The 12,705-nt window shown below is 54.2% G+C and carries 15 protein-coding genes; 12 read left to right on the top strand and 3 right to left on the bottom strand.

Features of this window, described 5'->3' with window-relative positions:
- Positions 1-40: 40 nt before the first annotated feature.
- Complete coding sequence (locus AAF463_RS21625) at positions 41-181, top strand: hypothetical protein (RefSeq protein ID WP_167391175.1); 141 nt, start codon at positions 41-43, stop codon at positions 179-181.
- Here AAF463_RS21625 and AAF463_RS21620 read toward each other — a convergent pair.
- Genes AAF463_RS21620 through AAF463_RS21610 form a run of 3 tightly spaced genes read right to left on the bottom strand, consistent with a single transcriptional unit; the run spans position 168 to position 2,825 of the window.
- Positions 168-1,280 (bottom strand): MFS transporter, encoded by a 1,113-nt coding sequence (locus AAF463_RS21620; RefSeq protein ID WP_350262040.1) that lies wholly within the window; start codon positions 1,278-1,280, stop codon positions 168-170. The two genes, AAF463_RS21625 and AAF463_RS21620, sit on opposite strands and share 14 nt — an antisense overlap.
- Positions 1,277-1,819: a TetR/AcrR family transcriptional regulator gene (locus AAF463_RS21615; RefSeq protein ID WP_350262039.1), complete on the bottom strand. Its 543-nt coding sequence runs from the start codon at positions 1,817-1,819 to the stop codon at positions 1,277-1,279. Before AAF463_RS21615 ends, AAF463_RS21620 begins: the two co-directional genes overlap by 4 nt.
- A 58-nt stretch (positions 1,820-1,877) precedes the next feature.
- Entirely contained in the window at positions 1,878-2,825 is a 948-nt protein-coding gene (locus tag AAF463_RS21610) for an SIS domain-containing protein (RefSeq protein ID WP_350262038.1), read from the bottom strand.
- A gap of 288 nt (positions 2,826-3,113) precedes the next feature.
- Here AAF463_RS21610 and AAF463_RS21605 point away from each other — a divergent pair, with 288 nt between their 5' ends.
- The 11 genes from AAF463_RS21605 (at position 3,114) to AAF463_RS21555 (ending at position 12,704) form a co-directional block, all read left to right on the top strand.
- Entirely contained in the window at positions 3,114-3,422 is a 309-nt protein-coding gene (locus AAF463_RS21605; protein ID WP_101761519.1) for a PTS sugar transporter subunit IIB, read from the top strand.
- Between the two features lie 58 nt (positions 3,423-3,480).
- Positions 3,481-3,822 (top strand): PTS lactose/cellobiose transporter subunit IIA, encoded by a 342-nt coding sequence (locus AAF463_RS21600; protein ID WP_210080343.1) that lies wholly within the window; start codon positions 3,481-3,483, stop codon positions 3,820-3,822.
- Positions 3,815-5,128 (top strand): 6-phospho-beta-glucosidase, encoded by a 1,314-nt coding sequence (locus AAF463_RS21595; RefSeq protein ID WP_101761517.1) that lies wholly within the window; start codon positions 3,815-3,817, stop codon positions 5,126-5,128. The genes AAF463_RS21600 and AAF463_RS21595 overlap by 8 nt, the downstream gene beginning before the upstream one ends.
- Positions 5,129-5,159: 31 nt before the next feature.
- Positions 5,160-6,512, top strand: a complete 1,353-nt coding sequence (gene celB, locus AAF463_RS21590; RefSeq protein ID WP_210080341.1) for a PTS cellobiose transporter subunit IIC — start codon at positions 5,160-5,162, stop codon at positions 6,510-6,512.
- Between the two features lie 442 nt (positions 6,513-6,954).
- Positions 6,955-7,215, top strand: a complete 261-nt coding sequence (locus AAF463_RS21585) for a biofilm/acid-resistance regulator YmgB/AriR (RefSeq protein ID WP_350262037.1) — start codon at positions 6,955-6,957, stop codon at positions 7,213-7,215.
- Between the two features lie 158 nt (positions 7,216-7,373).
- Positions 7,374-7,715, top strand: a complete 342-nt coding sequence (locus tag AAF463_RS21580; protein ID WP_101761514.1) for a hypothetical protein — start codon at positions 7,374-7,376, stop codon at positions 7,713-7,715.
- A 209-nt stretch (positions 7,716-7,924) separates the two neighbouring features.
- The gene (locus AAF463_RS21575) at positions 7,925-8,389 is read left to right on the top strand and encodes a nucleoside deaminase (RefSeq protein WP_350262036.1); all 465 of its coding nucleotides are present in this window, start codon (positions 7,925-7,927) and stop codon (positions 8,387-8,389) included.
- Positions 8,390-8,603: 214 nt separating this feature from the next.
- Entirely contained in the window at positions 8,604-9,314 is a 711-nt protein-coding gene (locus AAF463_RS21570) for a FadR/GntR family transcriptional regulator (protein WP_350262035.1), read from the top strand.
- Positions 9,301-10,467: a PLP-dependent transferase gene (locus tag AAF463_RS21565; RefSeq protein ID WP_350262034.1), complete on the top strand. Its 1,167-nt coding sequence runs from the start codon at positions 9,301-9,303 to the stop codon at positions 10,465-10,467. Before AAF463_RS21570 ends, AAF463_RS21565 begins: the two co-directional genes overlap by 14 nt.
- A 20-nt stretch (positions 10,468-10,487) precedes the next feature.
- On the top strand, positions 10,488-11,759 hold the full coding sequence (locus tag AAF463_RS21560) for a sugar ABC transporter substrate-binding protein (protein ID WP_222183326.1): 1,272 nt from the start codon (positions 10,488-10,490) through the stop codon (positions 11,757-11,759).
- A 24-nt stretch (positions 11,760-11,783) separates the two neighbouring features.
- Positions 11,784-12,704 (top strand): sugar ABC transporter permease, encoded by a 921-nt coding sequence (locus tag AAF463_RS21555; protein ID WP_192234862.1) that lies wholly within the window; start codon positions 11,784-11,786, stop codon positions 12,702-12,704.
- Position 12,705: the final 1 nt, after the last annotated feature.

Below are 12,705 nucleotides of genomic sequence, written 5' to 3'. Positions count from 1 at the left end.
ATCAACTACACTTAATGGGTGATCAACAAAGGAGCTTCAGATGAGCAATCACCCTAAAGATAAACGCGACGTGAATGATGAAAAGCATCCTGCCAAGGACAATCCCAGCGAACACGGTGAGATCCCCAGAACGCGCGATGACAGTGAAGACGACAAAAAAGATCCGTTTAACGACGAATAACAAACATCATTAGCAACGGCAGCGCGGCAAACAGCGTTAATGCGGTTGGCGCGCCTGCCAGCATAAAGAGTTGTCCAAACAGCAGCGATCCCATCACCTGACCCGCCGCCAACATAAAGAACAAGATGCCTACGCCGACGGCGGGGGCATTACTGCTTGCTTGTGCGCCCCACACCAGCAACACGCCCGAGAGCGTAACATACGCCGCGCCACCTAACGCCACGGCGGGAAACAGCCAGGCTGAATAGTGATGGCTGCACGCCAGTAGCAATAAGGGCACGGCAAGGCAGCATTGCGACAGCCAATAAACCCGCTTTATCCCCATCCATTTCGCCATCGGGCCGGTGAGCGCGCCGATAATGCCTGCTGCGCCAGCGATGAGCCACAACAGGCTAACCATGCGGTCGCTGACGTGAATGTGATGCAGCAGATCCGGGCCGAAGCTCCACCAAGCCGCGCTGGCGACGCCGCTGAACAGTGCAATGAAGATAAGGCGCTGCAGCGAACGCTGCCGCAGGTGGCTTAACCAGGATTCACGTTGAGCGTTTTCATTGTGATTGGGTAGCTGGCGCCAAATCGGCACCAGGCAGATCATCGCCAGCGCGGCAAAAACCGCACAGGCGATGCGCCAGCCGCCGGGCAGCCAGTACAAAATTGGCACTGACAACATAATGCCCATGCTGGTTCCGGCATTGATAACCGTGTTCATCTGCGGCTGTTGCTCAGCCTCAATACGCTGGCTGACAGCGCTCGCTAACGCAGGCGAGGCGAGACCGGCGCTCATGCCGGCGATAAACAATCCCACGCCCAGCATCCACGGCGATACCGCGCTCGCGATGATCAACAAACCCAACGCGGCACACAGCGCGGCAACCGCAGCAGGAAATCGCGGCCCGGCGCGGGCGGTCATCATCGGCGCGATCAACACCGCCACACAGTAAGCGGCAAAGCTACAGGCCGAAAGCACGCCAGAAACGCGCCGGGTAAAGGGGATGTCGTGCATCACCTCGGGCATCATCAAGCCCCAGGCGAAACGCGCCATACCGTAGGTCACAGCGATAAGTGCAAATCCGGTGATGCCGAGCGCCGTACCCTTCATGTCTGTTCACTGAACGCGATAAGCTGCAGCGCGGCGTTTTTACCGGCTTCGCACGCCTGCGCCGCGCCGATGATCAGCGCGGAAGTCAGCACACCTTCAAACAGCAGCCAAACCGCATCCGCTAGCGCGACATGCTGCTTGCCGAGCGCCTGCTGAATGGCGCGTGCAATGTAATCGCGCATCTTGTGGCGATAAGCCAGCGCCTGTTCGGCTAGCGCGGCATCTTCTCCGGCGTATTCGCCCCATGCCTTGAGAAACAAGCAGCCATTATTGCCATATTGCTGCATCCAGTCGGCCATCGCATCGAACATGTGGCTGACCGCTTGTGGATGGTCCGGCGATTGCAACGCGGCGAAGAAACGATCTTGTCGCGCCTCCAGCACCGCGGCCGTTAACGCTTCACGCGAGGGGAAATAGCGATACAAGGTGCGCGTCGAGACATTCGCCTCGCTGCAAATGCGATCGGTGCTGATGGCGTGAAAGCCGTTGAGATAGAACAGCCGCTCAGCGGCATTGATGATATCGCGTTTCTTTTTCATCCTCTAAAAGTAAACCGATCGTTTTACTTTTGCAAATCTAAGGATGTTGGAGATTTACTTAGAGAACAGTTAATGCTGACTCCAGCCGATCCAGCGCAAACAAAATGCCGTAACGGCGCGCGTGTTGCGCTTCCGGCAGCGGCAACCAGATATCGGCCTGATTGGCGAGATCTAATGTCTTCGCACAAAGCGCAATCACCGGCGTTTTTTGAATGTGCGCATGGTGTACTGCGCTAAGCACGTGGCTGTTAACGGTATCAGGCGCGAGAATCAGCAACAGATCGTCCGGTTGCAAACGGCTCAGCGTCATGCTCAGCAGGTTGTCATCCTGAATCCACGCGCTGGCCAGTCCGGCGTTTTGCAGGCGCTGATGGACGTCCGCCACCAGCGTAGTTTGCAGCCCCGATGCGCCAATCAGCAGTACGCTTCGGGCTTTACGCAACATCTCTGCGGCACGTTGCCAGGTTGCCGTTTCCGCTTGACCATATTGCTGGGTTAACGCCTGAGTAATGGCCTCAATCGGTGCAATCGCGTGAGTGGTTTGTCTCTGTGGCGCGCGCGCCAACCGCATACGCAAATCACGGATATCTTCACAACCCAGCGAGCGCGCAAAGCGGGTGATGGTGGCGGCGCTGACTTCTGCGCGGCCGGCAAGTTGCTCGATGGTGGCGGAAGCGGCAAAAGCAGTGTCGCTGAGAATCGCTTCGGCAACGCGTTTCTCCTGCTGACTCAGCGACGATTGCCGCTGGCGGATGACATCGATAAATTCAACATCCTGCTGCTGACCGGCTTTCCGCACCTGATGCAGAAAATCATCAAGATCCTGACAGCCCGCCGAGGTGGCAAAGCGTCTTAGCACATCCGGACTCACACCAGCCTGTGTAGCCAGACTCTCCATGGTGACGTGTACATTGGCGTGCAGGTTCGCCAGAATAAAACGCGCCAGCCTCGATTCCTGCGCATCCGCGCGCTCCGACTGCTGTCGTAATTGCCAGACAATATCCATTAGCTCATCACATCCTCAGTAGCGAAGGTCCATCATGCATGAAATTATTTTTCATGTTGAGTTTTTTTTCAGCTTATTGCGGGGTCTTAGCGCCGTTTGTCGGGCTTTTCACTGTTAAATTACGGTTAAGATCACACTCGTGAAAAATATTTTCATTAATATTTTAATCGTATCCATCTGACTTGTATCAATAAATTATCCATCCATCAGAAAATCCTTTGCCCACAGCCACTTTACAGCGTCTCTGAGACAGGTCTTAAATGGCCGGAACAAATCACAGGAGAAGAAATTATGCGCATCGTACTTTGCTGTGCTGCAGGCATGTCAACCAGCATGCTGGTGAGCAAAATGCAGCACGCCGCTGCAGGTCGCGGTCTGGAAATTGACATTAAAGCCGTGCCGGTGGCGGAATTCGAACGCATTCTGCCGGATGCCGATGTGGTTCTGCTTGGCCCGCAGGTGCAATTCGAAGCAGCCCGTCTTAGCGCCATAGCCGCGCCGCAAGGCAAATCTGTCGCCGTCATCGACATGATGGATTACGGCATGATGCGTGGCGAACAGGTGCTCGATAAAGCGCTGGCATTACACGCCTCTTAAACGTCCTTTTTAATCATCCGACTGACATTACACGGCGTTGTGCTGTGGGGGATTCTGCATGTCTGAAATCATGGCTATCGAGTTCGAAGAGGAAATTATGCTGCTGCTGGTGCAGGCCGGCGCAGCCCGCAGCGCGGCCATCAGCGCGCTACGACTGGCACGAGAAGGGCGCTTCAGCGAGGCGCAGCAACAGCTGGCGGCGGCAGGCGAAAGCATCAGCGCTGCGCACCAGCAGCAGACCGCGCTGATTGGTCTGGATGAAGGCAGCGGTAAGTTGCCGGTCACGCTGATTCTGGTGCACGCCCAGGATCATCTTATGAACGCCATGCTGATTCAGGATTTGGCTGGCGAAATCATTGAACTCTACCGCCGCACAGCGGCAGGAGGCACAGATGCTTAAGATCGCAATTATTGGTGGTGGCAGCAGCTATTCACCGGAGCTGGTGGAAGGGATCATCAATCGCTATGCGCAGCTGCCGGTGACGGAACTGGCGCTGGTGGATATCGAGCAAGGGCGTGAAAAGGTTAATGTCATCGCCGATCTTACTCGCCGCATGCTGCAGCAAAACGGGCTGGAGCAGGTAAAAGTGAGCGTCCATTTTGAGCTGGATGACGCGATTCGCGGTGCTCGTTTTGTTCTGACGCAGCTGCGTGTGGGATTGTTGGCCGCGCGCGCGGCGGATGAGCGCCTCGGGCTGAAATATGGTCGGCTCGGCCAGGAAACCACTGGCGTTGGCGGCTTTGCCAAAGCGTTGCGCACCATTCCGGTGATGCTCAAGGTAGCGCGCAAAGTCGAGGAACTGGCACCGGACGCCTTCATCATCAACTTCACTAATCCGGCGGGAATTGTGACGGAGGCGGTGTCGCGCTATAGCAAGGCGAAAATCATCGGGCTGTGCAATGTGCCGGTGAATATGCATCACATGATTGCCGGCATGCTCGACGCGCCCTGGGATGACGTGCAGCTGCGCTTCGCCGGGCTCAATCATCTGGTTTGGGTGCATCAGGTGACGTGCCGGGGCGAGGATGTGACTGCGCAGGTGATCGAGCAACTGTGCGACGGCCAATCGCTCACCATGAACAACATCAAAGATATGCCGTGGTCGCCGCAGTTCCTGCGCGCGCTCAAAGCGATTCCGTGCCCGTATCACCGCTATTACTGGCAAACGCCGCAGATGCTGGCCGAAGAGCAGGAGAAAGCGCAAAACGGTCATGAAGGCACGCGCGCGGAGCAGGTGATGAAAGTGGAAGCGGAACTGTTCGCGCTGTATGCCGACCCACATCTGGCGCACAAACCTGAGCAGCTGAGTTTCCGTGGCGGCGCGTATTACTCCGAAGTGGCGGTCGAGCTGATCAGCGCAATTCACAATAACAGCGGCAAAAATCTGGTGGTGAACTGTCGCAACAACGGCGCGATTCATGGCTTGCCGGATGACGCGGTGGTGGAAGTGAATTGTCTGGTCGATGCGCAAGGCGCGCATCCGCTGGCGTTTGGTGAGTTGCCGCCGCTGATGAATGGCCTGACGCAGCAGATCAAAGCGTTTGAACGCCTGACTATCGAAGCCGCAGTGCATGGCGATCGTGAGCAAGCGCTGCTGGCGCTGCTCGGCAATCCGTTAGTCGGTGATGTCGCGACCGCCGAAGCCTTGCTTGACGAAGTGCTGACCTTAAACAAGCCGTGGCTGCCGCAGTTCGCCACGCCATAATCCGTTGCGCCACTGAGCCAGAGGAACACCTATGTCTAACCGTACTTTTATAGACCGTTATGTCTTGCCCGTCGCACTGAAAATCGCCGGTCAGAAGCATGTGCTCTCCGTGCGCGACGGCATCATTCTCAACATGCCGTTTATGCTGATTGGCAGCTTCTTCCTGATCTTTGCCTATCTGCCGATTCCGGCGTGGGGCCATTTAATGGCGGATCTGTTTGGCGAGACGTGGCGCAACAAACTGCTTTATCCGGTGCGCGCGACCTACGACATCATGGCGCTGATCTCCAGCTTCGGCATCGCTTACCGCCTGGCGGAGAAGTATCGCACGCTTGATCCGCTCACCAGCGGCGCGATGGCGTTAGTGGCATTTGTGATGACCATTCCGCAGCAGACGCTGTTTGCCCCGGTGGAGGGCGCGCCGACGCAGTTGGTCACCGGCGTGTTGCCGATTTCACTGATTGGCAGCCAGGGTTTGTTCGTGGCTATCGTGGTTGCGCTGCTATCGACCGAGATCTACCGCTTTGTGCACAACCGTAATTTGGTAATCAAGATGCCGGAGGGCGTGCCGCCTGCGGTGGCGAAATCCTTCCTCGCGCTGATACCCGGTTTTTGTGTGCTGGCGGTGGTGTTGGTGATTCGTCTGGCGGTGGAAGCATCGCCGTTCGGCGATATCAATAACCTGATTGCTACTGTAATTGGTTTGCCGATGCATCACGTGGGCGGCACCTTGCCTGGCATGATTTTCTCGGTGCTGCTGATTGGGATTCTCTGGACGCTTGGACTGCACGGCGATGCGATTGTGCTGGTATTCATTCAGCCGGTTTGGCTGTCGAATATGAGTGAAAACCTCGAGGCGTTTCAGCACAACCAACCGATCCCGCACATCTTTACCCAGCAGTTTTATGATTTGTGGATTGCGCCCGGCGGCACCGGCGCGCTGCTGGGATTGGTGATTTTCATGCTGATTCGTTCGCGCAGTCGCCAGATGAAACAGCTTGGTAAAATTGCCGCACCGGCGGCGCTGTTTAACATTAGTGAGCCATTAGTGTTCGGTATTCCGCTGGTGATGAACCCGTATCTGTTCCTGCCCTTTATCCTGACGCCGGTGGTGCTGGTGATTGTGTCGTGGGCGGCGATGAGCACCGGTTTGGTGGCGCCTCCAGCGGGGATTGCGCTGCCGTTTACCACACCGATTTTCGTCAGCGGCTATCTGGCCACCGGCGGGCATATTTCCGGCACCGTTTTGCAGGTGGTGAATCTGACAATTTCGCTGGTGATTTACTATCCGTTCTTCCGGGTCTGGGATCGTCTGAAGTTCCGCGAGGAAGAGGCCAGCCTGCAGCAAGCAAAAGTGGTGAGCGGCGAAGCGGTAACGCCTTGAACACCGGGGCAGAAGCGCATCAATGTGCGCTTCTGCAATCTGTAAACCGATAAACAACAATGCGCATTAATCACCTAACAGGACTAATTTACAATTCTCTTTGGACTCTAACTATCACTCAACTGACTGTTATCGCTGATTTTATTCCAATTGCTTAAAATAACAGCGGTTTTATTAAAAGAAACTTCTGTACTCTTATTACGTGTTTGTATATTTTTGTGATCAAGTGGTGACATAACTTCTTTCACCCCGAAACCCACGCTATTCAATGTAAACGTCAGCAGGCTCTCTTGATAGACATTTTCTCTAAAATTAACAATATTCCCCTTTTATTAAATTCAATCAGCTTAACGAGATCATTTGCGATCTCATTTTTCAGACTATTCCATTAATTTTTTATTACTCCATAAAGTGCTGGCACTAACGTCGCCAGGGGAAACGCATGCAAAAAATGAATATCAGTACCGATTTTATCGCCTATTTCAATTGTGGTTCTGTAAAACTGAAATCTGAGGCCGAAATATTGGGCTCAATTATCACCGCTATCATAAAAGACAAAAAAACTGTTACCAATAAGAGCATTATTGCCTATCTGCTGGCAGAGCTTGAGAGCACCAATGATGTGATTTTCCAGGATTGTCTGCGGAATACGCTGCAAATTGTGGTAGGAAAGACGCCGGATGATGACGGTTCTTTTAGTTAAGATAATCTCCCACAATTAAGAACGTGGGTTTTGAACCGATTCAATTTTAAAAGTTCAGGATTTATCTGACAGTATCAGATCATGAGAATGGCGTTATAATTACTGGCCCGACCAGAATAATCTGGCACACAGATAAATCCAACAATAAGTGATATTTTATGAATTACAGCAATTTTTCAGCAAAAGTGAGTTTCTGGCCCAATATGCATTTCACCGCAATTGAAATTGTACAGTGCGGCGATCTTTACGAAATATATGCGACGGACATTTCCCGTCTCGCTAAAAGTAAGCTTTTTGTCGGGCGCACCCATGATAAAAATCTAGCGGATTCCTACGCGAAACAGTTCGAAGAGTGGTTACCTAAAGTTAACCGTGAAATGAAACTGCGTGACATTGCGCCGTTAACAGGAAATATGCCGTCGCAGGTTTTTTGTAGAAAACGGGATCTTGAAATTTTGCCGAGCCAGGCAGAATTTTTGCGTAACCCTCATCAATGGTAGTCCTCAGTAATTAGTCTTAAAATGCGAGCTTGCGATTAAGATTATTACTCTCCTAAAGGCGGTGCTGCCCATCACCGCCATCAGAAATAAACTTTTACTCATTCAATGGTTAAATCATATACGTTTAGCCAGCTCATCGCTTTCGCATTATACAAATCTGAACCAGGCTCAAAATGTCATGGTTAATTATGTATACAAGCGAGGAACGAATGGATTTTGTACAACGCACGATTGATTTAGCAATGAAAAACGTTGAAGAGGGCGGTCGCCCATTTGCAACAGTCATTGTTCGCGATGGCAAGGTAATCGCTGAGCGCGCAAACCAGGTCGCACAGACGAATGATCCCACGGCTCACGCTGAAATACTGGCCATCCGCGAAGCCTGCCGTCAATCAGGCAGCGAAAACCTCACAGACTGCGACATTTACATTCTTGCCAGCCCTTGTCCAATGTGTCTGGGTGCACTCTATTATTGCAGTCCAAAGCAGGTGATATACATCACCAAACGCGAAGAGTATTCGACGTATTACCGTGACGATCGTAAATACTTTGAACTGGACACCTTTTACGCTGAATACAGCAAGCCAATTGAACAACGTCGCTTGCCGATGCAATATCAGCCTCGACCGCAGGCGCTCGACGTCTATAAACGCTGGCAGGTTTTAAATAAATAAAAGCGTGTCAGTTGCTCGCGGCTAAATCCCTCCCAAGATGATCAACACCCTTGCCACGTACCCAACTGGTGCAAATCCCCTCGATTTGCACCAGCAAAACTCATAATGTCCACTTATAACACCGCACAAAATTCATTTAATTCAGCGCATTAATAATCTGGCACGCGCATTGCTATTCGATTGGTAGAGATGTTTGACCAATTAGGGCATTGCCATGCAGATACCGGCTGAGCTTCATCCTATTTCCACGCCGCGCAGCGATACGCTGATTCTCGATGCGCTAACGCGCTATATGGCGCAGTCGGGTGCGCAGCCCGGCAGCCGCTTGCCGCCGGAACGCGTGCTGGCGGAGAAGCTTGGCGTCAGCCGCAATACGGTGCGTGAAGCACTCAAACGCTGGGAAGCGCTTGGCATTATTTTGCGTAAAAAGGGCAGCGGTACTTTTTTGCAGGCGGAAGTGGGCGTCAACGACAGCTTCTTATCGCTGCGCTTTAAAAACGATTCGGCCAACATGCTACACGCGCTGGAAGTGCGCCGCATTATCGAGTCAGAATCCTGCGCGTTGGCGGCTCAACGTGCCTCGGCTGCCGATCTGATCGAAATCGAGCAACGTCTTAATGAGATGGAAAAAGTGCATCTGGCGATCGGTTCTGCCGGTGCGGAAGACTGGGCATTTCACGCCAGCATCTATCGGGCTGCCGGAAATCCATTGCTGCTACAAATGCTCAACGGCATTTACGACTCATTTCATGCATTTTTCGAATCACCGCCGGAACAGGCGCTGTTTTCAGACTCTTTCCCGCTGCACCGTGAACTCTTCAACGCTATCCGCCAGCGCGATTGCACGGCATCGCGCGCCATCTGCCATCAAATTCTCGATATCACCGAACGCGACATGAAGGATGTAATGAATGCCAAACGATAAGTCGATTCCGCTACAAACGCTGCTCACTCACGATCAACGCCATGAAATGGGCGCGGTCACTACGCCGATTTACCAGTCTTCGCTGTTCACCTTCAGTGATTACGACAGCATGATCGCGCGCTTTCGCGGCGAGAGCGATCAGCCGCTCTATTCGCGCGTCGATAACCCGACGGTAAAAGCGCTGCAGGACAAGATGGCGGCGCTGGAGGGCGGCGAAGCCTGTCTGGCTTTTGGCAGCGGCATGGCGGCGATCAGCAATGCGATTCTCAGCGTGGTGGCGCCGGGTAAAAAAGTGGTGTGCGTTAATCACGTTTATCCCGATACCTATCGCTTTCTGCGTGGCTTCTGCCAGCGCTTTGGCATCGTTACCGAGTTTGTCGATGGCGATGACGAAGCTGCAATTGGTGCGGCCTTATCGGATGCCAGCCTGCTGTATCTGGAAAGTCCCTCAAGCTGGGTGATGAGTGAACAGAATCTGAATAAGCTCGGCGCGATGGCGCGCGAAGCGGGCGTGGTCAGCATGATCGATAACAGCTGGGCATCACCGATTTTCCAGCAGCCGCTACTGTGCGGCATCGATATCGTGGTGCACTCGGCGTCGAAATATATCAGCGGCCACAGCGATGTGGTGGCTGGTCTGGTGATCGCCAGCCAGCAGCACATCAACAACATTACGCGTCACATCAGTCCTTACCTTGGCGGCAAACTTTCGGCGCATGAAGCGTCACTGCTTATGCGCGGCCTGCGCACGCTGCCGCTGCGCATGAAACACCATCACCAAAGCGCGCTGATCATTGCCGAGAAACTGGCGGAGCATCCGCTGGTGACCGACGTCTGCCATCCGGGGCTGAAACCGCAGTCGTGGTCCACCTTGCGCGGCTACAGCGGTCTGTTTGCCTTTGAAGTGGCGGAGCAGGTGGATATTCCACAGCTGTGCAACGCGCTGGAGCTGTTCCACATGGGCGTGAGCTGGGGCGGATTTGAGAGCCTGGTGATGCCGGCGATTTCGGTGATCAACCAGGCCAGTGAATTTAACTCGGCGGTGGATTTCGGCGTCTCGCCACGGCTGATCCGCATCTCGGTCGGCCTTGAAGAGACCAACGATTTGTGGGCCGATTTGCAGCAAGCCCTTGCCAGCGCGAATCGCGCGTAATCACTCACTGGAGAAAAGTCATGACGCAACGTTTTGCCGTGAAAGCATTAGTGTTAGCCGTGGGTTTGAGTGCAGCGATGAGCAGCCTCGCCGCCAAGCTTACCGTAGTGGAAGTGATTACCAGCCCGCCGCGCACCGCGCTGCTGCAAAAAATGCTCGATGAGTATAAAACCCAGCATCCCGGCACGGAGATTGAACTGATTTCACTGCCGTGGGGCCAGGCGTTTGAAAAGCTCGGCACCATGCTGCAGAGCGGTCAGGTGCCGGATGTGGTGGAAATGCCGGATACCTGGCAAGGATTGTATGCCAGTAACAATATGCTGGAAGACCTCGAGCCGCGCCTGAAAAGCTGGGATGCCACGCCGCAGCTCACCGATAAAACGCTGGCCATGGCGCGCGCTGCCAACGGCAAAGCCACCATGGTGCCGTACGGCTTTTATCTGCGCGCGCTGTTCTGGAATAAAAAGCTGTTCCAGCAGGCAGGATTGAGTGAACCGCCCAAAACCATGGAGGAATTCGCCAGCGATGCTCAGCGCATCAGCAAATTGGGGAATGGCATCAGCGGCTACTGCATGCGTGGTGGCGTGGGCGGCACCAACGCCTGGATGATGTTTATGGCGGCGATGAACGGTTCACCGGAGTTCTTCGATAAACAAGGTAACAGCACGCTGACCGAGCCGGGTGCGATGAAAGGCGCGCAGCTGCTGGTGGATATGTATCAAAAGGGCGGCGCCTCGAAAGACAGCGTTAACTGGGGCTTCAATGAGATCGTTTCGGGCTTCTATTCAGGTAAATGCGCAATGCTCGATCAGGATCCCGACGCGCTGATCGCCATTAAAAACAGCATGGCGGCCGATGATTTCGCTGTGGCTCCGATGCCGGTTGGCCCGTCAGGCAAAGCTTTCCCGACCATTGGCTATACCGGCTGGTCGATGTTCAAGCAGGGTAAACAGAAGGATCTCGCCTGGCCGCTGATTACCTTCCTCAGTGACAAAACCAACAACCTCGCATGGTCAAAATTCGTCGGCACGCTGCCGATTTACAAAGGTGCCGAGCAAGACCCGTTTTACCAAACGCCGCAGTTCGCCGGCTGGTTCAAAGAGCTGAACGATCCTAACTATGTGCCACTCACCATGCCAACCCATCTCAAAGGCTGGGGCTATTTCAACTCGGTGATTGTGAAAGAGAGCAGCCAGGAAACCTTGCTGGGTGAGAACGATACCGAAAGCATGGTGAAGGATTGGGCGAACTATCTCAGCAAAGAGCAGAAAGCCTGGCTTGCCACGCAGTAACCTTCAACCACGCGGAGTGTGATTATGATGCTTGATGCTTCTCTGCCCAACAGTCCGGCGCGCCGCCGCCTCCGCTGGAGTCGGCTGGCTGAGCCGTGGTGGTATCTCTCGCCTGGCCTGTTGCTGATCGCTTTGTTCATCTTTGTGCCGATGGCGATCGGCATCTCCTATGCGTTTCAGAGCATTAACCTGCTGAATCCGCTGGAGACCGGTTGGGTCGGCTGGGATAACTTCAGCGAGATGTTTGATGACCGGCGCTTTTTCAAAGCGCTGGGCCACACGCTGAACTGGACGCTCAGCTCGCTGCTGCTGCAGTTCTTCTTCGGTTTGGCGCTGGCGCTGCTGCTCAATCGCGAGTTCCGTTTTCGCCGTTGGGTGCAGGCGCTGGTGTTCTTGCCGTGGGCGGTTCCGGCGTTTCTCTCTGGCTTGACCTGGTCATGGTTGTTCAATCCGGTAGTCGGCCCATTGCCGCAGTGGCTGAGCGATTTGGGCGTGCTGAGTGAGCCGTACAACATTCTGTCCGATCCGCAGTTGGCTATGTGGGGACCGGTGATCGCCAACGTCTGGTTTGGCATTCCGTTCTTTGCCATCACGCTGCTGGCGGCGCTGCAGTCGATTCCCAAAGATCTGTACGAAGCGGCCTCGATTGACGGTGCCAGCGGCTGGCAGCAGTTTCGTCGCGTCACGCTGCCGTTTCTGGCACCGATGATCGCCATCACCGTGATGCTGCGCACCATCTGGATCGCCAATTTTGCCGATCTCATTGTGGTGATGACCGATGGCGGTCCGGCGGGATCGACCTCGATTCTCTCCAGCTACATCTTCACCACCGCCTATCGCAAGCTCGACTTTGGCTATGCCTCAGCGATGGCGGTGTTTCTGTTACTGCTGATGACCTGTTATGCGCTGGTGTTGCTGCGCATCCGTCATCAGCTGCTGAAATAGG

The organism is Pantoea sp. BJ2, from assembly GCF_040255075.1.
Lineage (GTDB): Bacteria > Pseudomonadota > Gammaproteobacteria > Enterobacterales > Enterobacteriaceae > Pantoea > Pantoea leporis.
The sequence above is the reverse complement of the archived record's forward strand: the minus strand, read 5'-3'. Positions and strand labels throughout refer to the sequence as shown.

What these genes read in the sequence shown, in the direction of transcription:
- AAF463_RS21570 (WP_350262035.1), top strand. Translation starts at nt 8,604, where the DNA reads ATGCAGATACCGGCTGAGCTTCATCCTATTTCCACGCCGCGCAGCGAT.
- AAF463_RS21580 (WP_101761514.1), top strand. Translation starts at nt 7,374, where the DNA reads ATGAATTACAGCAATTTTTCAGCAAAAGTGAGTTTCTGGCCCAATATG.
- AAF463_RS21610 (WP_350262038.1), bottom strand. Translation starts at nt 2,825, where the DNA reads ATGGATATTGTCTGGCAATTACGACAGCAGTCGGAGCGCGCGGATGCG.
- AAF463_RS21565 (WP_350262034.1), top strand. Translation starts at nt 9,301, where the DNA reads ATGCCAAACGATAAGTCGATTCCGCTACAAACGCTGCTCACTCACGAT.
- celB (WP_210080341.1), top strand. Translation starts at nt 5,160, where the DNA reads ATGTCTAACCGTACTTTTATAGACCGTTATGTCTTGCCCGTCGCACTG.
- AAF463_RS21600 (WP_210080343.1), top strand. Translation starts at nt 3,481, where the DNA reads ATGTCTGAAATCATGGCTATCGAGTTCGAAGAGGAAATTATGCTGCTG.
- AAF463_RS21615 (WP_350262039.1), bottom strand. Translation starts at nt 1,819, where the DNA reads ATGAAAAAGAAACGCGATATCATCAATGCCGCTGAGCGGCTGTTCTAT.
- AAF463_RS21585 (WP_350262037.1), top strand. Translation starts at nt 6,955, where the DNA reads ATGCAAAAAATGAATATCAGTACCGATTTTATCGCCTATTTCAATTGT.
- AAF463_RS21555 (WP_192234862.1), top strand. Translation starts at nt 11,784, where the DNA reads ATGATGCTTGATGCTTCTCTGCCCAACAGTCCGGCGCGCCGCCGCCTC.
- AAF463_RS21560 (WP_222183326.1), top strand. Translation starts at nt 10,488, where the DNA reads ATGACGCAACGTTTTGCCGTGAAAGCATTAGTGTTAGCCGTGGGTTTG.
- AAF463_RS21575 (WP_350262036.1), top strand. Translation starts at nt 7,925, where the DNA reads ATGGATTTTGTACAACGCACGATTGATTTAGCAATGAAAAACGTTGAA.
- AAF463_RS21625 (WP_167391175.1), top strand. Translation starts at nt 41, where the DNA reads ATGAGCAATCACCCTAAAGATAAACGCGACGTGAATGATGAAAAGCAT.
- AAF463_RS21595 (WP_101761517.1), top strand. Translation starts at nt 3,815, where the DNA reads ATGCTTAAGATCGCAATTATTGGTGGTGGCAGCAGCTATTCACCGGAG.
- AAF463_RS21620 (WP_350262040.1), bottom strand. Translation starts at nt 1,280, where the DNA reads ATGAAGGGTACGGCGCTCGGCATCACCGGATTTGCACTTATCGCTGTG.